The sequence below is a fragment of the Sphingobium sp. BYY-5 genome (assembly GCF_022758885.1).
Lineage (GTDB): Bacteria > Pseudomonadota > Alphaproteobacteria > Sphingomonadales > Sphingomonadaceae > Sphingobium.
In genome coordinates this window covers 1213139-1231582 of sequence record NZ_JALEBH010000001.1, presented here as the reverse complement: position 1 = coordinate 1231582, position 18444 = coordinate 1213139, and the positions used below count along the sequence as shown (strand labels likewise).

At 64.8% G+C, this 18444-nt stretch carries 16 protein-coding genes; 9 read left to right on the top strand and 7 right to left on the bottom strand.

The genetic code is table 11. The features are described 5' to 3' along the window. The first annotated feature begins 163 nt into the window (after nucleotides 1-163). The 4 genes from MOK15_RS05795 (at nucleotide 164) to MOK15_RS05780 (ending at nucleotide 3537) form a co-directional block, all read left to right on the top strand. Nucleotides 164-397 (top strand): acyl carrier protein, encoded by a 234-nt coding sequence (locus tag MOK15_RS05795; protein ID WP_007689016.1) that lies wholly within the window; start codon nucleotides 164-166, stop codon nucleotides 395-397. 178 nt (nucleotides 398-575) lie between these two features. Next, a complete protein-coding gene (fabF, locus tag MOK15_RS05790; protein WP_242930727.1) occupies nucleotides 576-1835 on the top strand; it encodes a beta-ketoacyl-ACP synthase II in 1260 nt (419 codons plus the stop codon). Between the two features lie 205 nt (nucleotides 1836-2040). Then, nucleotides 2041-3012, top strand: coding sequence for an endolytic transglycosylase MltG (gene mltG, locus MOK15_RS05785; protein ID WP_242930726.1), 972 nt, complete (start codon nucleotides 2041-2043; stop codon nucleotides 3010-3012). Between the two features lie 21 nt (nucleotides 3013-3033). Further along, nucleotides 3034-3537 carry a 2'-5' RNA ligase family protein gene (locus MOK15_RS05780; RefSeq protein WP_242930725.1) on the top strand — a complete coding sequence of 168 codons (504 nt, stop codon included), beginning with the start codon at nucleotides 3034-3036 and terminating at the stop codon, nucleotides 3535-3537. A gap of 9 nt (nucleotides 3538-3546) precedes the next feature. Here MOK15_RS05780 and MOK15_RS05775 read toward each other — a convergent pair whose 3' ends face one another. The 3 genes from MOK15_RS05775 to MOK15_RS05765 form a co-directional block, all read right to left on the bottom strand. Beyond that, nucleotides 3547-4773, bottom strand: coding sequence for an FAD/NAD(P)-binding oxidoreductase (locus tag MOK15_RS05775; RefSeq protein ID WP_242932644.1), 1227 nt, complete (start codon nucleotides 4771-4773; stop codon nucleotides 3547-3549). A gap of 502 nt (nucleotides 4774-5275) precedes the next feature. Continuing rightward, a complete protein-coding gene (allB, locus tag MOK15_RS05770) occupies nucleotides 5276-6700 on the bottom strand; it encodes an allantoinase AllB (RefSeq protein WP_242930724.1) in 1425 nt (474 codons plus the stop codon). 26 nt (nucleotides 6701-6726) lie between these two features. Beyond that, on the bottom strand, nucleotides 6727-7515 hold the full coding sequence (locus MOK15_RS05765) for an SDR family NAD(P)-dependent oxidoreductase (RefSeq protein ID WP_242930723.1): 789 nt from the start codon (nucleotides 7513-7515) through the stop codon (nucleotides 6727-6729). A 198-nt stretch (nucleotides 7516-7713) separates the two neighbouring features. On the opposite strand from MOK15_RS05765, the gene MOK15_RS05760 reads away from it, so the two are divergent. Continuing rightward, entirely contained in the window at nucleotides 7714-8697 is a 984-nt protein-coding gene (locus tag MOK15_RS05760) for a LysR family transcriptional regulator (RefSeq protein WP_242930722.1), read from the top strand. Nucleotides 8698-8731: 34 nt separating this feature from the next. On the opposite strand, the gene MOK15_RS05755 is transcribed toward MOK15_RS05760, so the two are convergent. Genes MOK15_RS05755 through MOK15_RS05745 form a run of 3 tightly spaced genes read right to left on the bottom strand, consistent with a single transcriptional unit; the run spans nucleotide 8732 to nucleotide 13495 of the window. Beyond that, entirely contained in the window at nucleotides 8732-10405 is a 1674-nt protein-coding gene (locus tag MOK15_RS05755) for a hydantoinase B/oxoprolinase family protein (RefSeq protein ID WP_242930721.1), read from the bottom strand. Further along, complete coding sequence (locus tag MOK15_RS05750) at nucleotides 10402-12504, bottom strand: hydantoinase/oxoprolinase family protein (protein ID WP_242930720.1); 2103 nt, start codon at nucleotides 12502-12504, stop codon at nucleotides 10402-10404. The genes MOK15_RS05755 and MOK15_RS05750 overlap by 4 nt, the downstream gene beginning before the upstream one ends. Then, nucleotides 12488-13495 carry a 2OG-Fe(II) oxygenase family protein gene (locus MOK15_RS05745; RefSeq protein WP_242930719.1) on the bottom strand — a complete coding sequence of 336 codons (1008 nt, stop codon included), beginning with the start codon at nucleotides 13493-13495 and terminating at the stop codon, nucleotides 12488-12490. Before MOK15_RS05745 ends, MOK15_RS05750 begins: the two co-directional genes overlap by 17 nt. A gap of 243 nt (nucleotides 13496-13738) precedes the next feature. Here MOK15_RS05745 and MOK15_RS05740 point away from each other — a divergent pair, with 243 nt between their 5' ends. The 4 genes from MOK15_RS05740 to MOK15_RS05725 are packed head-to-tail and all read left to right on the top strand — an operon-like array spanning nucleotide 13739 to nucleotide 17655. Continuing rightward, a complete protein-coding gene (locus MOK15_RS05740; protein WP_242930718.1) occupies nucleotides 13739-14536 on the top strand; it encodes an SDR family oxidoreductase in 798 nt (265 codons plus the stop codon). A 15-nt stretch (nucleotides 14537-14551) separates the two neighbouring features. After that, a complete protein-coding gene (metC, locus tag MOK15_RS05735; protein WP_242930717.1) occupies nucleotides 14552-15748 on the top strand; it encodes a cystathionine beta-lyase in 1197 nt (398 codons plus the stop codon). Nucleotides 15749-15770: 22 nt separating this feature from the next. Further along, complete coding sequence (locus tag MOK15_RS05730; protein ID WP_242930716.1) at nucleotides 15771-16187, top strand: DUF3830 family protein; 417 nt, start codon at nucleotides 15771-15773, stop codon at nucleotides 16185-16187. A gap of 4 nt (nucleotides 16188-16191) precedes the next feature. Next, nucleotides 16192-17655 (top strand): aldehyde dehydrogenase family protein, encoded by a 1464-nt coding sequence (locus MOK15_RS05725; protein WP_242930715.1) that lies wholly within the window; start codon nucleotides 16192-16194, stop codon nucleotides 17653-17655. A gap of 25 nt (nucleotides 17656-17680) precedes the next feature. On the opposite strand, the gene MOK15_RS05720 is transcribed toward MOK15_RS05725, so the two are convergent. Then, nucleotides 17681-18268, bottom strand: coding sequence for a TIGR00730 family Rossman fold protein (locus MOK15_RS05720; RefSeq protein ID WP_242930714.1), 588 nt, complete (start codon nucleotides 18266-18268; stop codon nucleotides 17681-17683). Nucleotides 18269-18444: the final 176 nt, after the last annotated feature.

The following is an 18444-nucleotide window of genomic DNA, read 5'->3' as shown; positions in this document are numbered from 1 at the left end:
CTTGCTTTGGCTTTTCTTTTTGGCCCTTTTTTGCCCGATAGCCGCCGTGGCGGAATGAAGGGGCTTGGCGGCCTTCCCTCTTGCCTCTATCGGGGCTTCGCACTAGGGCATGCCTTAACGGTTGTTCAGAACCACCAACGATACCCAGTAAGAAGGACCACTCATGAGTGAGACCGCGGATCGCGTAAAGAAAATCGTCGTCGAACATCTGGGCGTCGAAGCCGAGAAAGTGACCGAAGATGCGAGCTTCATCGACGATCTGGGCGCCGATAGCCTCGACATTGTCGAGCTGGTGATGGCGTTCGAAGAAGAATTCGGTGTCGAAATCCCTGACGATGCGGCTGAGAAGATCGCCACCGTCAAGGATGCGATCGACTATATCGACAGCAAGCAGTAAGGCGTTTTTCGGCCTGATCCCACCGGGGAAGGGCCGTCCTTACGTTCAAGAGATGGCTCCTCCTGTCCGGTGATCCCGGAGCTTGGGGAGCCTTTTCATTTCTGGCGCGCCGTTCACAAGCGCGTTGCAAGTGGCTACATGGGCGGCACAAAGCCCAAAGGTAATTCGGAGCTAGGATATGCGTCGTGTTGTCGTAACCGGCCTTGGCATGGTCAGCCCGCTGGGCGGGAATGTCGAAACCACCTGGAAGAACATCATCGCGGCGAAATCCGGCGCGGCGACGATCGCCCGCTTCGATGCCACCGATTATAAATGCCGCATCGCCTGTGAGGTGAAGCCGGCCGATCATGAATATGGTTATGATCCCTCACTGGACGTTGATCACAAGATTCAGCGCCAGGTCGACCCTTTCATCGTCTACGGCATCTCCGCCGCCAGCGAAGCGCTGCGTGACGCGGGGCTCGACAATATGAGCGAGGAGGAGCGTTTGCGCGCCGGCTGCTCGATCGGGTCGGGCATCGGTGGCCTGCCGGGCATCGAAAGCGAATCGCTGGTGCTGGCCAATAAAGGGCCGAGCCGGGTGTCGCCGCACTTCGTCCATGGTCGCCTCATCAACCTGATTTCCGGTCAGGTTTCGATCAAATATGGCCTGATGGGGCCGAACCATGCGGTCGTCACCGCCTGCTCGACCGGCGCTCACTCGATTGGCGACGCCGCGCGCATGATCGCGATGGACGATGCCGACGTGATGCTGGCGGGCGGCGCGGAAAGCGCCATCTGTCCGATCGGTATCGCCGGCTTCGCGCAGGCGCGTGCGCTGTCGACCGGTTTCAACGACACGCCGGAAAAGGCTTCGCGTCCCTATGACGTCAACCGTGACGGCTTCGTCATGGGCGAAGGCGCGGGCGTGGTCGTGCTGGAAGAATATGAGCACGCCAAGAAGCGTGGTGCGAAAATCTATGCCGAAGTGATCGGCTACGGTCTGTCGGGTGACGCCTATCACGTCACCGCGCCCCATCCGGAGGGCAGCGGCGGTTTCCGGTCGATGCAGATGGCGCTCAAGAAGTCCGGCCTCAGCCTTGAGGACATCGACTATGTGAATGCGCACGGCACCTCGACCCCGCTGGGCGACGAGCTGGAGCTGGGCGCGGTCAAGCGGCTGTTCGGCGACAATCTTTCGACCATGTCGATGTCGTCCACCAAGTCCGCCATCGGCCACTTGCTCGGCGGTGCCGGCGCGGTGGAGAGCATTTTCTGCATCCTCGCCATGCGTGACCAGATCGTGCCGCCGACGCTCAACCTCGACGAACCGAGCGAGAGCTGCAAGGGCGTGGACCTGGTCCCGCACGTCGCCAAGGAGCGCAAGGTGCGTGCGGTGCTGAACAATTCGTTCGGCTTCGGCGGCACCAACGCTTCGCTCATCATGAAGGCGGTCTGACCCCTAAATCCTCCCCTTGTAGGGGAGGTGGCAGGCCGAAGGCCTGACGGAGGGGTGTCACCTTATCGATAGCGGGATACCCCTCCACCACCGCCTTTGGCGGCGGTCCCCCTCCCCTTACAGGGGAGGATGTTATAAGCCTTAGCCGGTTGGACTTTTCTTTGGTCGGGCAGTTGTGATGATGGCAAGACGATCGGGAAATCCCATGCGCCGCCTTGGCTGTATCATTCTCCTGATCGGCTTGGCCGTTGCGGCTTTCATCGCCTTCCGCTTCGTCCATGGCTGGACGGAGCAGGGACCGGCGACCGCTAAGATCAGCATCACCGTGCCGGAAGGGGCTACCCTGTCCGACACGGCGGTATTGTTGAAGCGGGCGGGCGCAGTGCGGTCCGCCGACGCCTTCCTGACCCGCGCCAAGGTCTTCGGCGCGGGCAAGTCGATCAAGGCGGGCGAGTTCGTCATCCCCGCAGGTTCCAGCAACCGCGACATTCTTTCCATCCTGCAAGGCGGCAAGACGCTGACCCGGCTCGTCACCATACCGGAGGGGATGCCTTCCATTCTGGTTTATGAGCGGCTGATGGCGAATGATGAGCTGACCGGCGCGTTGCAGGTGCCGGAGGAGGGCAGCGTGTTGCCCGACAGCTATGCCTTCGACAAGGGTGAGGCGCGCGCCGCCGTCCTGAAGCGGATGCAGGGTGCGATGGACAAGTTGCTCGCCCGGCTTTGGGCCGAACGTGCGTCCAATACGATCGCCAAGACGCCCAGGGAAGCGATCATCCTGGCCAGCATCGTGGAGAAGGAAACCGGCGTGCCGTCCGAACGGCCAATGGTCGCGGGCGTCTACAGCAACCGCTTGCGCCAGGGCATGATGCTGCAGGCCGATCCTACGATCATCTACCCGATTACCCAGGGCAAACCTCTGGGCCGTCGTATCCGCAAGTCGGAAATCGCGGCCGTCAACGATTACAACACCTACGCCATGGTCGGCCTGCCCAAGGGGCCGATCGCCAATCCCGGCCGGCTTTCCATCCTCGCCGTGTTGCACCCGGCGGAAACCAAGGCGCTCTATTTCGTTGCGGACGGGAGGGGGGGGCATATCTTTGCCGACACCTACCAGCAGCATAATGAAAATGTGCGCAAATGGTTCGAGATCAGACGCGCGCGCGGTGAGCTTTGAGCTAAGCCGTCAGGCGGATCGATGAGCGTGCCGATCATCGTCACGGCGCTGATGGGCGCGGCGGATTTTGCCTGGGCGGATAGGCGGCGCCGCGCCCATTTTCCACCCGATCGCAACCTGCTGCCGGCGCATATCACGCTTTTTCATCACCTGCCGCCTTCGGTGCTGGAGGAACTGGCGATGCGGTTGAAGCGTATTTGCGCGGAACCTTCGCCGGCCGCGCGGCTGACGGAGGTCATGTTATTGGAGCGTGGAGTCGCCTATCGGGTGGACAGTCCGGCGCTCATGACGATGCGTGAGCTACTGGTCGAAGCGTTCGCAGGCCTGCTGACGCCGCAGGATCAGGTGCCGGTGCGGCTTCATATTACGGTGCAGAACAAGGTGGCGCGGAACGAAGCAAAGGCTCTCGCAATGCAATTGCGCAAGGACTTCCGCCCACGTCCGCTGGCGATCGCGGGCTTGGCCGCCTGGCATTATCGCGGCGGTCCGTGGGAACTGGCGACGAAGGCGATGTTCCGGGGGTAGCCCGTGCCTTCAGGCCAGTCCGACTTCCTTGAGCGGTATGTCTGCATCCGCCAATTGGGCAATGTCCAGCGCCGCGCCGGACAGCACATGGGCGCGGCCCTGGACATAATCCTTGATCGCATTGACGCAATCGAGCGCGATCACCTTGCCGCCCTTGAGATACACGACCGAGAAACTGCGCTTGGCCGGATCGCCGCGCAGCACCGTCTGGTCGAAGCCTGTCGACAGGCCCACCGTCTGCAGCTTCAGATCATATTGGTTCGACCAGAACCAGGGCACGGCATCATAGGCTTCGTCCTTGCCCATTATGTGGGCGACGGCGACCTTCGCCTGGTCATTGGCGTTTTGCACCGATTCCAGGCGCATCTGCGTGCCACCCGCGAAACGGTTGGCGTGGGATGCGCAATCGCCCACGGCATAGATATCGGGCAGGGAGGTGCGGCAAAATTCGTCGACATCGACCCCGTTGCCGCCCGCCGCGCCCGCCGCGATCAGCGAGCCGGTCTCCGGAATGATGCCGATGCCCACGATCACCATGTCGGTCTCGATCCGCTCGCCGTCGGCCATCAGCACGGCGGTCGCCCTACCGTCCTGCACGTCGATGCAGTCCATTTTCGCGCCAGTCCGCAGGTCGACGCCATGGGCGCGATGCTCCGCCTCGTAGAAGCGCGAAAGATCCTCCCCCGCGACACGGGCAAGCACCCGGTCGAGCGCTTCGAGCAGCACTACCGTCTTGCCGAACTTGGAGAGGACGGCCGCTGCTTCCAGCCCGATATAGCCACCGCCAATGATGGTGACATGGCGGATAGCCTCGATCTTCGCCATCATCGCGTCGACATCGTCGCGGCGGCGCACGGCATGGACGTTGCTCGCGTCAGCACCGTTGCAGGTGAGCATTCGCGGAGAGCCGCCGGTGCACCAGATCAGCTTGCCATAGCCGATCTCTTCGTCGCCCGCAGTGACGAACTTGCCGACCGGATCGACGCTCCTGACCCGCTTGCCCAGCAGCATATCGATCTTGCGCTCTTCCCAGAAGGCAGCGGGGCGGATCAGGATGCGGTCGAAGCTCTTGTCGCCGGCAAAATATTCCTTCGACAGCGGCGGACGCTCATAGGGTGGATATTGCTCGTCGCCGATCATGCCGACCGTGCCGTCGAAACCGGACTGTCGCAGGGAAATCGCCGCCTGCGCGCCCGCATGGCCCGCACCCACGATTAGAACATCATAATAGCCCATCCGCCCGATATCCTCTTCATCATGCCCCGTTTGCGAGGCTGATTGGCGTGCTTTGCCGGGGTAGGCAAGAAGGATATTGATCGGTAGGATGATATAATTGGTAGCGGAGGAGGACCCGAAGCGGCCCGTTTCCTGTTTTTTCGAAGTGCGGAATCCCACGGGTGCGAGGCTCGTCATCGATCGATTAGGTTTTTGCGATGTCGCCCTGTTCGCGCGGGACGCAGGCGATATGCATGTCGCCGAAATGGAAACCGCACTTTCCACCCTTGTCGCGCAGGGCGCTTCCTTCGTGCTGACAGGGAAAGCGGGCACGATACAGAGGCTCCGACGGACCTTGAAGCAACATGGCGTCTCATCGGCCCAACTCGCGACGAAAGCCTATTGGACCCCCGGCAAGACGGGCATGGATTAATCCTGCGTGATTTTACGCTTATTGTATAGCGAACCCGACAAAGCTGTCGCCGAAGTTGCCCGGATCAAGGCGATCAAGGCGGATCAGGGTTCAGTAGGCCTTGCCGCGCTTTTCGAGGATCGCGCGGGTCGTGGTGTGGGTGTTCTTCGGCGTCGGGGTAGGCATCTGCTGGATGCGTCGCACGTTGAGGCCGTGGCCCATTGCCTCGGTGACCAGTTCGCCGTCGCGCATCACGAAGCGGCCACGGACCAGCGTGTGGATCGGTGCACCCTTCGTCTCATAGTCGTGAAAGGGCGTCGAGGAGCCTTTGGACTGCAGCAACGCGGAATCCACCGTGACCACCTTGTCGAGGTCGACGACGACGATATCGGCGTCCGAACCGGGCAGCAATGCGCCCTTGCGGGGGTAGAGTCCGAAGGCCTTGGCCGGCGCCAGCGAGGTCATGCGCACATATTGGTTGAGGGTCATGCGCCCGTTAGCGATCTGTGTGAGCATCAGCGGCATTTGCGTCTGTACGCCGGTGAAGCCGCAATCGGCCCGCCAGATGTCGTCATTATGCTTTTCCGCATGGCTGTGCGGCGCGTGGTCGGTGGCGATCATGTCGATCGTGCCGTCGGCAACGCCCTGCCACAGCTGCTCCTGATGGACCTTCTCGCGCACCGGTGGATTGACCCGGATCAGCGATTTCTTCTCGGTATAGGCGTGCTCGTCCAGCAGCAGATAGTGCGGGCAGGTCTCGGCGGTGATGTCGACGCCGCGCGCCTTGGCTTCGCGCAAGGGCCGCAGTTCGTCGCCCGAGGAGACGTGGAGGACGTGGATGCGCGCGCCGGTCCATTCGGCGAGGATGGCGGCGCGGGCGACCGCTTCCACCGCGACCACCGGCGGGCGGGCATCGAGATGGGCGAGCGGATCGCAGCAGTCATTCTCACGCAGCGTCTTCGAGCGGCGGGCCATGATCGAGGCATTCTCGGCATGGAGCGCAACGCGGTAGCCGTGCTTGGCGATAATCTCGAAGCCCTCGAGGATGGCGCCGCTCGGCGGCGAGGGCAGGTTGCCGAAGGTGTTGCCCATGAAACATTTGAAGCCGGCGACACCGCCTTCGATCAGCGCTTCGAGCTGGTCGAGATTGTCCTCGCCCAACAGGCCGTAGATGCCGAAGTCGACATAGGCCTTCTTCGCCGATGCCAGCTTCAGGTTGAGCGCCTCGACCGTGCCGGTGGGCGGGTTGGTATTGGGCATCTCGAAGACGGTGGTCACGCCGCCCATTGCCGCGCTGGCGGTGCCGGTCTCCCAGGTTTCCTTGTGGGTGTAGCCCGGATCGCGGAAGTGGACGTGGGCGTCGATGGCGCCGGGCAGGATATATTTGCCGGTGGCATCGACCACATCGTCGGCTTCGGGCATGGCGTCGGCGGCGCCGATTGCCAGGATCGCGCCGTCGCGGATCGCGATCGAGGCTTCGAACATGGCGTTGTCGGTGACGAGGGTGGCGCCGTTGATGACGATGTCGGCTTTCATGGTCTTTTCCGTATCGAGATGGATGTTCAGAGTGCGGCCCAGCCGCCATCGACTGGCAGGTCGACGCCAGTGATCTGGCGCGAGACGTCGGAGGCCATGAACAGACATGCCGAAGCGACGTCCTGCCCGGTGCTGATGCGGCGCAGGGCATATTCGGCCGCGTGCTCGGCGATGACCTCGTCCTCGCTCAACCCGCGCGCCTCGGCCATGCCAGGCATGACCTTCGTGCGAAAGCGTGGGCCGTCGACCATGCCGGGGGCGACGATATTGACGTTGATGTTGTAAGGGCCTGCTTCGATCGCGGTCGACTTGGTGATGCCGCGCAGGCCCCATTTCGACGCTGAATACGCCATACGGCCGGCGCGGCCATGCATGCCGAACGTGCCGCCCACGTTCACGATCTTGCCGTAGCGGCGCGCGATCATGCCGGGCAGCACGGCGCGCATCATCAGGAAACAGCCGCCCATGTTGAGCTTGACGATCTCGTCGAAGCCCTCGGGCGTCGTATCCCAGGCGGTGTCGCCCACCGGGCCGGTGCCGCCGGCGACGTTCACCAGCACGTCGACATGGCCCAGTTCGGCCAGCGTTACGGCGATCGCGCTGTCGCAGTCCTTGGGATTCGTCACGTCGCAGCGCAGAATCAGCGCCGATGTAATCGTGTCGATCTGCGTCTTAAGAAGCTGGAGAGCATCCATATCTCTTCCAATAAGAACAAGATTGGCGCCCTCGTTAGCGAAAGCTGTCGAAATATCTGGCCCCATTCCTTTGCCAGCGCCAGTAATGACGACAACTTTATCTTTAAGAGAAAGATTCATTGTTACCCCAAATGCGTACATTGGAAATTTATAGTGCGTTAATAATAATTATATTGACAGATAATCGATACTATGAGTTCTGGAGGGGCGTTTCTTGCCAATCGCACCCTCCAATGCTTGTTGCATAAGGGATGTACCGTTGCCCAAGCGGTGCTAAACTGCGGGCACGGTGTAGCCAAAAACCGAACGGAGTCGCGCATGGCGCTACGCAACCAGAGAATCTGGCAATATATCGATGAGGTGGCCCGCGTGGGGTCGGTCCGCCAGGCGGCCGAGCGCCTGAACGTCACACCGTCGGCTCTGCTGCGCCGTATCCAGGACGTCGAGCACGATCTCAACGCCATCATATTCGAGCGCCATTCTTCAGGCGTGCGCCTGACGGCGGCGGGAGAAGTGCTGATCGGCTGGATACGCCTGCAGACATCCGAGTTGCGCCGGGTCTACTCGCAGATCGAGGAACTCGAAGGCCTGCAGCGCGGGGAAGTGCGCATCGCGTGCAGCCAGGCCGTCGCCCGCAGCTTCGTCCTCCGGCACATTACGAATTTCCGCAAGCAGCACCCGAACGTGAAGTTCAAGGTCGCGGTGACCGACCACAGCACTGCCGTCCGCTCGCTGATGGAATATGAAATGGATCTCGTGCTGATCTTTCGTCCGCTGCGCTCGTTGGAACTGCATCCCATTATGTCCATCGGGCAGGGCCTGGTAGCCGTCATGGCGGCGGATCACCCGCTGGCGAAGAACGACATCCTGCGGCTGCGGCAATGTGCCGAGTATGAAGTGGCGATGCCTGACATAGCCTTTGGCGGGCGCGAGATCGTGGAAAGCCGGTTGCTGTCGAGTTCGGCCAAACTCAACGTGGCGGTGGAGGCCAATAGTTTTGATTTCCTAGGCGAACTGGTGGCGAGCAGCAATCTCATCACCTTCCAGATCGACATCGGCGCGGATACCTGGCGGCACGACCCGCGTTATGCGGTGCGGCGGATCAGCGACATCGATCGCACCTATGGACCGCTGGTGCTGGGTCAGCTCAAGGGCCGACCGCTGCCGCTGGTCGCGGCCAAGTTCGCGGAACAGATGGCGCGCGACCTCAACGACTGCCGCTCACTGCCGACGATTCCGGGCGGCGAAGACTGGAGCGGCGAGGAAGAGGAAGATGTCGAGGACATCGGTTTGGAAAAATAGCAGGTGCGAGGGCCGCGGCCCTCGCATACCGGACCTATCCGGCGAACCCGTAGTCCCTGGCGGCCGCCTGCGGCGTGATCATGCCTTCTTCGATATCGTGCGCGATCTTCGCCGGATCGCGTGTGGTCGGCGTGCCCAGCCCGGCACCACCTGGAATTTCGAGTATCAGCCGTTCGCCCCGCGGGATTGCCTGAAGACCTTTGGCACGCATGGCCTTGCCGCCTGAAGTTCCCACTTTGCCGGATGCTCCGTCGTGGCCGCCGTCGCGTCCCTTGGCCGGGCGCTCGACGCGCTCGAACATGGCGAGTACCTCGAAACCGCTGCCGTCGCGCATGCCGACTTCCACCGTCTGGCCGAGACCGCCGCGGCGCTCGCCGGGGCCGCCGCTGTCGGCGCGCAGTTCCTTGCGCCAGATGACGATCGGGGCGGCGCTTTCGGTCACTTCCACCGGCATGGCGCGTACGCCGCTGGGGAAGGCGGTGCCCGAAAGACCGTCCTGCGCGGGCCGCGCGCCCGAGCCGCCCGAGTTGAAGAAGATCGCATCGAAACTCTGGCCCTGTCGCGAATTGCCCTGCGCGGGCAGGTTGCCGCGCAATTGTACCGACCACAGGCACGAACTGCCCTCGGCCGGCACCCGGTCCGGGATCGCCTGCGACAGGCAGCCGAATACGAGGTCGGGCAGCATCTGGCCGATGACGTGGCGCGCGGCGACCGGCCAGGGGCGCTGGACGTTGAGGATCGAACCTTCCGGCGCGATGACGCGGAAGGGTTCCAGCGCGCCGAAATTGTTGGGCACGTCGGGCGAGATCACGCAGCGCAGGCCGAACACCGTATAGGCGCGGCAATAGTTGAGCACCACGTTGATGCCGCGCGGCAGGCACGGGTCGGTGCCTTCATAGTCCATCGTCAGGCTGTCCCCCGCGATCGTCAAAGTTCCGCGCAGCGTCACCGGATGGTCATAGCCGTCGATGACGAGCGTGCTGGACCACGAGCCGTCGGGCAGCCGAGCGATCTCCGCTTTTGTTGCGGCGAGCGAGCGTGCGACGATGTAGTCGGCCACATGCGACAGGTCGGCCATGGCGAATTCGCCGAGCATCGCGGCGAGGCGCCGGGCCGCCGCCTCGTTGCTGGTGATGTAGGAGAGGACGTCGCCCTTGACCTGCATCGGCATACGCACGTTGACGCACAGTATGTCGATCAGATCCTGGTTGACGACGCCCGCCGAGGCGAGCTTCATCAGCGGGATCTGCAGGCCTTCCTCGTAGATCGAGCGCCCGTCCGGGCCTTGTCCAAGCCCGCCGATGTCGACCTGGTGGCAACACACCCCGAACAGTCCGACGACGCGCCCATCGTGGAAGGCAGGCGAGACGACAGTGACGTCGTGCAGGTGCCCGGCGGTAAGCCAGGGGTCGTTGGTGATAAAGTGATCGCCCTGCTGCATCGTCGCGATCGGGAATCTGGCGAGAAAATGGCGCACGCCCTCGGCCATCGAGTTGACGTGGCCGGGCGTGCCGGTGACGGCTTCGGCGATGAGGCGGCCTTCGAGGTCGAACAGGGCCGCCGAAAGATCGCCGGCATCGCGCACGGTGGTGGAGAAAGCGGTGCGCATCAGCGTCTGCGCCTGCTCTTCGACGATCGAGATCAGGCGCGTCCAGATCACCTGCATGCGCAGTTCGGTGAGGGCGTGGCCGGTCGAATTCGAGGTCATCGGGAAACTCCCTGTTCGCGGCGGGTCAGCACCAGATAGCCGCGTTCGTCCATGCGTCCGTCGAAGCGAGGGGAGACGACCGTGGTGGTCTCGCGCTCGGCGACGAGTGCGGGGCCGGTGAAACGGTCGCCCGGTCGCATATCCTCGCGGGCATAGAGGGCGAAGTCGAGCGGTTCGCCGGTGAGCGGGTCGATCACCTTGCGGGTTCCAACGGGCACGGCGTCGCGCGGGGAGGCCGGCGCCGTGGCGCCCTGGGCGGAGAAGCCGCCAGCCGCGACGGTAACGCGCCAGGTCAACATCTCGATCGGCAGGTCGAGTATCATGCCGCCATATTGCGCGCGATAGGCCGCCTCGAACGCGGCCTTGAGCACCGCTATGTCCTGCGCGCCCAGCGTGCGGGCGGGAAACTCGAAGGGAATCTCATAGCCCTGGCCCTGGTAGCGGGCCAGGCAGACGCGCTTTTCCGCCTGCGCCTTGCCCGACGCCCCGGCGCTGACCAGCGCCCGCGCTTCGTCGGCCATCTCGTCGAGCAGGGCGTTGAGCCGGTCGATATCGACCATGTCGAGCCGCATCGTCAGGCTCCGTGCGACTTCGTAGGAGACCGGCGCGCGCAGGAAGCCCACCGCCGAGCCGACGCCCGCGCCCGAGGGCACGATGACGGTGCCGATACCCAGCTTCTCGGCGAAGCTGGCCGCGTGGAGCGGGGCGGCTCCACCGAAGGCGATGAGGGTTCGTTCGTCCAGCGTCATGCCCTGTTCGACCGCATGGACCCGCGCGGCGCTGGCCATGGTCTCGTCGACGATCTCGCTGACGCCCACCGCCAGCGTCTCGGCCTTGCCGTCCCACAGGCCGAGGCCCGCGAGCGCGGTAGCGGCATTTTCGGGCCGCAGCGTTACCTTGCCGCCGGCGAAGCGCGCGGGGTCGATGCGGCCGAGCATGATGTCAGCATCGGTCACGGTCGGCCGCTCGCCACCGCGCCCATAGGCGGCCGGACCCGGTTCGGACCCGGCGCTGTGCGGGCCGACGGCGAGGCGCCCGGCGCTGTCGACCGAGGCGATCGAGCCGCCGCCCGCGCCGATCTCGACCATTTCGACGACCGGGATGCGTAGAGGCAGGCCGCTGCCCTTGCGGAAGCGGTGGACGCGGCCGACCTCGAACACCTGCGAGGTCTGTGGCGCGCCATCGTTGATAAGGCAGATCTTGGCGGTGGTGCCGCCGACATCGAGCGCCAGCACCCGGTCCGCGCCGCATTCGACAGCCACCGAGGCGGCGAAGATCGCGCCGCCCGCCGGGCCGCTCTCGACCAGCCGCACCGGGAAGCGGGCGGCGGTATCGACCGTGGTCAGCCCGCCCGAGGAGAGCATCAGGTAGAGCGGGCAGGCGAAGCCCATCTCGACCAGCCTGCGCTCCAGCCGGCGCAAGTAAGCGTCGACCAGCGGTTGCACATAGGCGTTGGCGGTGGTGGTGGAAAAGCGCTCATATTCGCGCATTTCCGGCGAAACCTCGCAAGAGAGCGAAATCGAGACGCCGGGCATTTCCTCACGCAGGATCTGGCCGGCACGCTGCTCGTGCGCGTCGTTGACGTAGCTGTGCAGGAAAGCGACCGCCACGCTTTCCACGCCTTGTGTGCGGAACGCGGCCGCGGCTTCACGCACGGCCTGTTCGTCGAGCGGGACGAGGATGTTGCCCAGTGCGTCGAGGCGTTCGGGCACGCCCAGACGCAAGCGGCGCGGCACCAGCGGTTGGGGCTTTTCCATGGAAATGTCATACTGGTCGAAGCGGCTCTCGGTGCCCAGCGCCAGCGCGTCGCGAAAGCCCTCGGTGGTGAGCATCGCGACGGTGACGCCGCGTCGCTCGATCAGCGCATTGGTGGCGAGCGTGGTGCCGTGGACCACCAGCGAGACCTGCGCCGGCGCAATGCCGGCTTCGTCGAGCAGCAGGCTCACGCCGTCGAGCAGGGCGCACTCGGGCGCGTCGTAGGTGGTCAGCAGCTTGGTGGAGTGGCGGCGGCCGTCGATCTCAAGCACGACGTCGGTGAAGGTGCCGCCGATGTCGGCGCCGATCTGGGCGGAAATCATCGGATCAGTTATAGGCATCATGGGGGTTCTTGGACAATTGGCTGTAGAAACGGGCGAGATGGTCGGCCACGCGGACCGGCGCGTAGCGGGGGCCGTCGCCGAGGAGTTCAGGCAGCGGCGCCACCGTCACTGTGCGGTCCGGGTTGGCGAAGTAGGGGACCGAGAAGCGCTCGACGTCGGTGCGGTTGCGCACGCGGTGATAGTTCGAGATGAAGCGGCCGTTCGACCACCACATCATCATGTCGCCCACGTTGATGGTGAAGGCGCCTGGGATCGGCGGGGCCTGAATCCAGGTCCCGTCTTGGCGCTTGACCTCTAGCCCGCCGATCCGCCCCTGGGCGAGGATCGTGAAGGGGCCTTCGTCGGTGTGCGAGATCATGTTCGAGACGTCGGTGTCGGCGCTGTCCGGCAGGACCGGATAATAGTTGAGGCTGAGTTGCGAGGGCGGCTGGACGAAACAGCTATCGAAGCGGTTCTCCTCCAACCCGAGGCCCAGCGCGAAGGCGCGCAGCAGTTCGCGGCCCAGGCCCAGCATCGCGGTGAGGTACGCTTCGTTCGCCGCACGGAAGGCGTCCATGCCTTCGGGCCAGCGGTTGGCGTGGTCGAAGATGCGGGCGTGCTCCATGTCGCCGGGGTCGGCGGGCCATTCATGCTGCAGGCGGTATTGCTCGAACATGCGGGTGTTGCGCGAGAGCGGCTGGCGCTCGGGCATGGGCAGATAGCCGCGATACCATTCGGGGGTGGCATAAGCGCCGGCGCGCTCCTCGGCAGGGCGCGAGAAGAAGTCGGCGGCGGCGGCGAGGATCGCGTCGACGACGGTTTGAGGGACGCCGTGGCCGGTCAGGTAGAAGAAGCCGATCTGCTCGCAGGCCTGCGCGATCTCGCCTGCCACCACGCGGCGCGCCCGGGCATCGCCGGTGAGGAAGGGCGCGAAGTTGATCAGGGGAATCTCCTCCAGCGACACGGCGGCGGCCGCCGTGATATCGTCCTCGCTTCTTTCGCTACGGCTCATTCTCGAAACTCCTTGAACGGCGCCGTGGGAGGGTGCCTTTCGTTGTGCAGCGGTGCGTCCGGCAGTGCGTCTCGCGGGGCCGATGCGGTCCGTTGTTGCAACGTTTAGGACAACGCAAACGGCCCTTGCTGTGCTTTTTCGTATCGGACCCGTCTACTAATGATCACCTTCCGCTATGACCGCCTTGAGGTAGGCATTGGCCGGAAGACCAGGCCCTGAAACGACATGGCGGATGACGTGAGGATGAACGAAGCAGCCGAACAGACGAGCCTTGCCGGCAAGGTCGTGCTGGTGACCGGCGGGACGCGCGGCCTCGGCCTCGGCCTTGCGCGCGCGCTGGGTCGCAAGGGCGCGCGTGTGGCGCTGGTCGGGCGCGACGCCGCTACCGGGGAGGCCGCGGTCGCGGCGCTGACCGACGAGGGCATCGCCGCCTGCGCTTTCGCCGCCGACGTTTCCGTCGATGCCGCGATGCACGATGCCGCCGCCGCCGTTCAGGCGCGGCTGGGTGCGATCGACATACTCGTCTGCGCCGCCGGCGTCGGCGCGCCGCGCCGTCCGGTGTGGGAAGCGACAGCCGCCGACTATCGCGGCTGTTTCGACATCAATGTTCTTGGCGTGGTCAACACCATGGCGGCGGTCATGCCCGCTATGGTAGCGCGCGAGGTAGGGCATATCGTCGCCATCGGCGGGACTTACGGACATAAGGGTGTCGCCGGATTCTCGCTCTATGCCGCCTCGAAATGGGCGCTGCGCGGGCTGGTCAAGTCCGCCGCGCTCGACGCCGCGCCGCATGGGGTGCGCGTCAACATGATCTCGCCCGGCGGTGTCGAGGGCGAGCGAATCCACCGCCTGTTCCGCGAATCCGCCCAGCGCAATGGCGAGCCGGAGGATGCGCCGCTCAAGCGTTTCCTCGCTGGTACCGCGCTCGGCCGCCTCGTCACCGAGGGCGACATCGCCGGGGCTTTGTTTCACCTCGTCGGCCCGGGCGGGCGCATGATAACCGGGCAGGATATCGTCGTCGATTCCGGCACCGTGATTTAAGGAGACCGCAGCATCATGACCGACATTACCGGCTTCCGGCGTGAGACTCAGGCGCTCCATGCGGGTCGCAATCCGGAAGCCAATTTCGGCGTCGTCAATCCGCCGGTCTATCACTGTTCGACCGTGCTGTTCGATTCGGTGGAGGCTCTGCTGGAGACCCGCCGCGACCGCGCCTCGGGCGCCTTCGAGGGCTTCACCTACGGGCGCGAGGGCACCGTCACCACGCGCGCCTTTGAGGATGCGATCACGCTGCTCGAAGGTGGCTATCGGGCGATCACCACCAGTTGCGGCCTCGGTGCGATCTGCGCATCGCTGACGGCGTTCCTCTCCGCTGGCGACCACCTGTTGATCGTCGACAGCCTCTACGGCCCGGCGCGCGACTTCTGCGAGAGTTTCCTGCGCAAGTTCGGGGTGGATATCACCTATTACCGCCCGGATGTGGGCGCAGGCATCGTAGATCTGTTCCGGGAGAATACCAGGGTCGTCTATCTCGAAAGTCCCGGCTCGCTGACCTTCGAGATGACCGACGTGCCGGCCATTGCCCGGGAATGCCGCGCGCGCGGAATCTGGACGATCTTCGACAACACCTGGGGTTCGTCGATCAACTTCCGCCCGCTGGAGCATGGGGTCGACGTCTCGATCAACGCGGCGACGAAATATATCTCCGGGCACTCCGACCTCATGCTCGGCATCGCCGTGACTACCCGGGATGCTTTCATCCCGGTGAAGAAGACCGCGTCTGGCTCGGGCTATTGCGGCGGGCCGGATGACGTTTACATGGCGATGCGCGGGCTTCGCACGCTGCCGCTCAGGATGAAGCAGCACCATGCATCCGGCCTGTTCATCGCCCAGTGGCTGCAGGACCGTCCCGAGGTTCACCGCGTCATGCACCCCGCGCTGCCCGGCGATCCCGGCCACACGATCTGGAGGCGCGACTATGACGGCGCCTCCGGCCTGTTCGGCTTCGTGTTGGAGGCGTGCACGGAAAAGCAGTTCGCCGCCTTCATGGACCATATGGACCTGTTCAAGCTCGGCTATTCCTGGGGCGGCTTCGAGAGCCTCGTGGTGCCGACCTACCCCAACACCCTGCGCTCGGCGACCGAATGGTCCGCGCCCGGGCCGGCGGTGCGCATCCATGTCGGCCTCGAGGCGATCGAGGATCTCGTCGCCGACCTTGAACGCGGTTTCGCGCGCCTCGCCGCCGCTGCCTGACCATTTTACGGAAGTAGACATCATGACCCTGATCGACATCACCGCCGGCCCGTTCCAGTTCGTCGCGAAGCTGGAGGAGACCCTAGCCCCCGTCACCGCCGCTCGCTTCAAGGCGATGCTGCCCTATGAAGAGAGGCTCATCCACGTCCGCTGGAGCGGCGAGGGCGTGTGGATTCCCATGGGTGACGCGCATTATGAACTGCCTTGGGAGAACCCCACCCGCTACCCGGCGCCCGGCCAGTTCATCTTCTATCCCGGCGGCTACAGCGAATGCGAGATCCTGTTGGCCTATGGCGGCGTCGCTTTCGCCAGCAAGCTGGGTCCGCTGGCGGGCATCCACTTCCTGACCATCGTCGAAGGGCTGGAGCATTTGCCGGAGTTGGGCAGAAGGGTGCTCTGGGAAGGCGCGCAGGCCGTCAGCTTCCGACTGAGAGCTTGATCCGATGGGGACGGACCTTCGCGAGGAACGCCTGCTGATCGCCGGCCAGTGGCGCCCGGCCAGCGCGGGCGCAACCTTCGAGACCAGCAATCCCGCCACCGGCGAGATACTGGCCCGGATCGCGCGGGGCACGGCCGAGGATGTCGACCGGGCCGTCGCGGCGGCGCGCCGGGCCTTCGAGGAAGGTCCGTGGCCGCGCTTTTCGCCGGCGGATCGGCAAAAGCTGCTGCTGCGCCTCGCCGACCTGCTTGAACGCGATGCGGAAGGGTTCGCCCGGCTCGACACGCTGGAGATGGGCTCGCCAATCCGCCACACGCGCGGTTCGGTGGCGATGCTGGTCGACCTACTGCGCTACTTCGCCGGTATCGCCCGCTCGATCGAGGGGACGACGAACGCCCCGTCCGATCCCGGCACGTTCGTCTGTACGGTGAAGGAGCCGGTCGGCGTGTGCGGCGCGATCATTCCCTGGAACGGCCCGCTCTGGGCTAGCGTCCTCAAGCTCGGCCCGGTGCTGGCGAGCGGCTGTACGCTCGTTCTCAAGCCCGCCGAGGATGCCAGCCTTGCGCCCTTGCGTTTCGCCGAACTGGCGCTCGAGGCCGGCGTACCCGACGGCGTGTTCAACGTCGTCACCGGCTATGGGGCTGAGGCCGGGGCGGCGCTGGCTGCGCACCCTGGCGTCGACAAGATCGCCTTCACCGGCTCGGAAGCCACTGGGCGGCGCATCGTCGCGGCCTCGGCGGGCAATCTCAAGCTGCTCTCGCTGGAGTTGGGCGGCAAGTCGCCGAACATCGTCTTCGCCGACGCCGATCTGGAAGCGGCAGCGAAGATGGCGGTGATCGCCGCCTTCGCCAATTCGGGCCAGGTGTGCAGCGCGGGCACGCGCCTTTTCGTGGAGCGCGCCGTCCACCGCGAATTCGCCGCCGAAGTGGCGCGCATCGCCGCGAGCCTCAAGGTCGGCGATGGGCTCGATCCGGCGACGGACCTCGGCCCGCTGGTCTCCGGCCGCCAGCTGGAGCGGGTGTGCGGCCACATGGACGATGCCCTGGCGGCCGGGGCGCAGGCGATCTCGGGTGGCGGCAGGCTCACCGGCGGGGAATATGACAAGGGTTTCTTCTTTCCGCCGACGGTCCTCGTCGATGCGCGCGATGACATGCGGGCGGTGCGTGAGGAGATATTCGGTCCGATCCTTGCGACCCTGCCTTTCGACAGCGAGGCGGAAGTGATCGCCCGCGCCAACGCGACCGAGTTTGGACTGGGCGCAGGCGTGTGGACCGGCAGCGTGGGGCGCGCCCACCGCATGGCGCGGGCGCTGAAAGCGGGTTCGGTCTGGGTGAACTGCTACAACCGCATGGACCCGGCCGTGCCATCGGGCGGGATCAAGGCCAGCGGACACGGGCGCGAATATGGCCGCCAGCATGTCGAGGAGCATTTCCAGACCAAATCGATCTGGATCGACACGACGGTGTGATTGGACGCGGTAAGCTGTCCTTGCCTCACAACCATTTGGGCACGATCGGCTTCTCGAACGCGGCGAGGGCGTCGATCAGGGCGTCGGGTTCGGCTTCCAGGACGATGCCTTTGCGGTGTTCGGGGGGCAGGAACTTCTCCTCGATCATGCGGTCGATGAAGCCCATGAACGGTTCGTGGAAGCCGCCCACATTGTAGAGGCCGACGGGTTTGTCCAGCTCGCCGAGTTGATTGAGGGTCCAGGCCTCCATGAACTCCTCCAGCGTGCCGATGCCGCCGGGCAGGGCGATGCAGGCGTCCGCGACCGAGAGCATACGCTCCTTGCGCACGCGCATCGATTCGACGACTTCGTGCCGCGTGAGACCGGGGTGGAGGTGCCCCTTGTCAAACAGGCGCTGGTTGATAACGCCGTGGACGTGGCCGCCGCCGGCCAGCGCGGCATCAGCGAGGATGCCCATCAGACCCTTGTGGGTGCCACCATAGACGATCCCGATGCCTCGTCGGGCCAGGGCCGAACCAAGGGCAGCCGCGGCCTGCTCATATTTGTCGCCGAGGCCGGTGTTGGAGCCGCAGAATACGGCGACGCGGCGGATTTCGCGCTGGGGCTGGTTCATTCGGGACATACTCTCGGGATGGCAGCAAGTGCGGTAGCACTAGGTTCTAAATAATGGCGCTGCAACGGCACATGTGTAGCGCTTCCGGCAACATCGCGGGGGCCTCTCGGCAACACGCGCCGCGTGCGCGATCGGGCATGAAGCGGGCAGTGGCCGACGGCAGCCGCGTCGAGGCG

Bases quoted from the DNA above. Each gene is read 5' to 3' on its own strand.
- MOK15_RS05760 (WP_242930722.1), top strand. From the start codon at position 7,714: ATGGCGCTACGCAACCAGAGAATCTGGCAATATATCGATGAGGTGGCC.
- metC (WP_242930717.1), top strand. From the start codon at position 14,552: ATGACCGACATTACCGGCTTCCGGCGTGAGACTCAGGCGCTCCATGCG.
- allB (WP_242930724.1), bottom strand. From the start codon at position 6,700: ATGAAAGCCGACATCGTCATCAACGGCGCCACCCTCGTCACCGACAAC.
- MOK15_RS05720 (WP_242930714.1), bottom strand. From the start codon at position 18,268: ATGAACCAGCCCCAGCGCGAAATCCGCCGCGTCGCCGTATTCTGCGGC.
- MOK15_RS05745 (WP_242930719.1), bottom strand. From the start codon at position 13,495: ATGAGCCGTAGCGAAAGAAGCGAGGACGATATCACGGCGGCCGCCGCC.
- MOK15_RS05755 (WP_242930721.1), bottom strand. From the start codon at position 10,405: ATGACCTCGAATTCGACCGGCCACGCCCTCACCGAACTGCGCATGCAG.
- mltG (WP_242930726.1), top strand. From the start codon at position 2,041: ATGCGCCGCCTTGGCTGTATCATTCTCCTGATCGGCTTGGCCGTTGCG.
- MOK15_RS05750 (WP_242930720.1), bottom strand. From the start codon at position 12,504: ATGATGCCTATAACTGATCCGATGATTTCCGCCCAGATCGGCGCCGAC.
- MOK15_RS05725 (WP_242930715.1), top strand. From the start codon at position 16,192: ATGGGGACGGACCTTCGCGAGGAACGCCTGCTGATCGCCGGCCAGTGG.
- MOK15_RS05795 (WP_007689016.1), top strand. From the start codon at position 164: ATGAGTGAGACCGCGGATCGCGTAAAGAAAATCGTCGTCGAACATCTG.
- MOK15_RS05765 (WP_242930723.1), bottom strand. From the start codon at position 7,515: ATGAATCTTTCTCTTAAAGATAAAGTTGTCGTCATTACTGGCGCTGGC.
- MOK15_RS05730 (WP_242930716.1), top strand. From the start codon at position 15,771: ATGACCCTGATCGACATCACCGCCGGCCCGTTCCAGTTCGTCGCGAAG.
- MOK15_RS05780 (WP_242930725.1), top strand. From the start codon at position 3,034: ATGAGCGTGCCGATCATCGTCACGGCGCTGATGGGCGCGGCGGATTTT.
- MOK15_RS05740 (WP_242930718.1), top strand. From the start codon at position 13,739: ATGAACGAAGCAGCCGAACAGACGAGCCTTGCCGGCAAGGTCGTGCTG.
- fabF (WP_242930727.1), top strand. From the start codon at position 576: ATGCGTCGTGTTGTCGTAACCGGCCTTGGCATGGTCAGCCCGCTGGGC.
- MOK15_RS05775 (WP_242932644.1), bottom strand. From the start codon at position 4,773: ATGGGCTATTATGATGTTCTAATCGTGGGTGCGGGCCATGCGGGCGCG.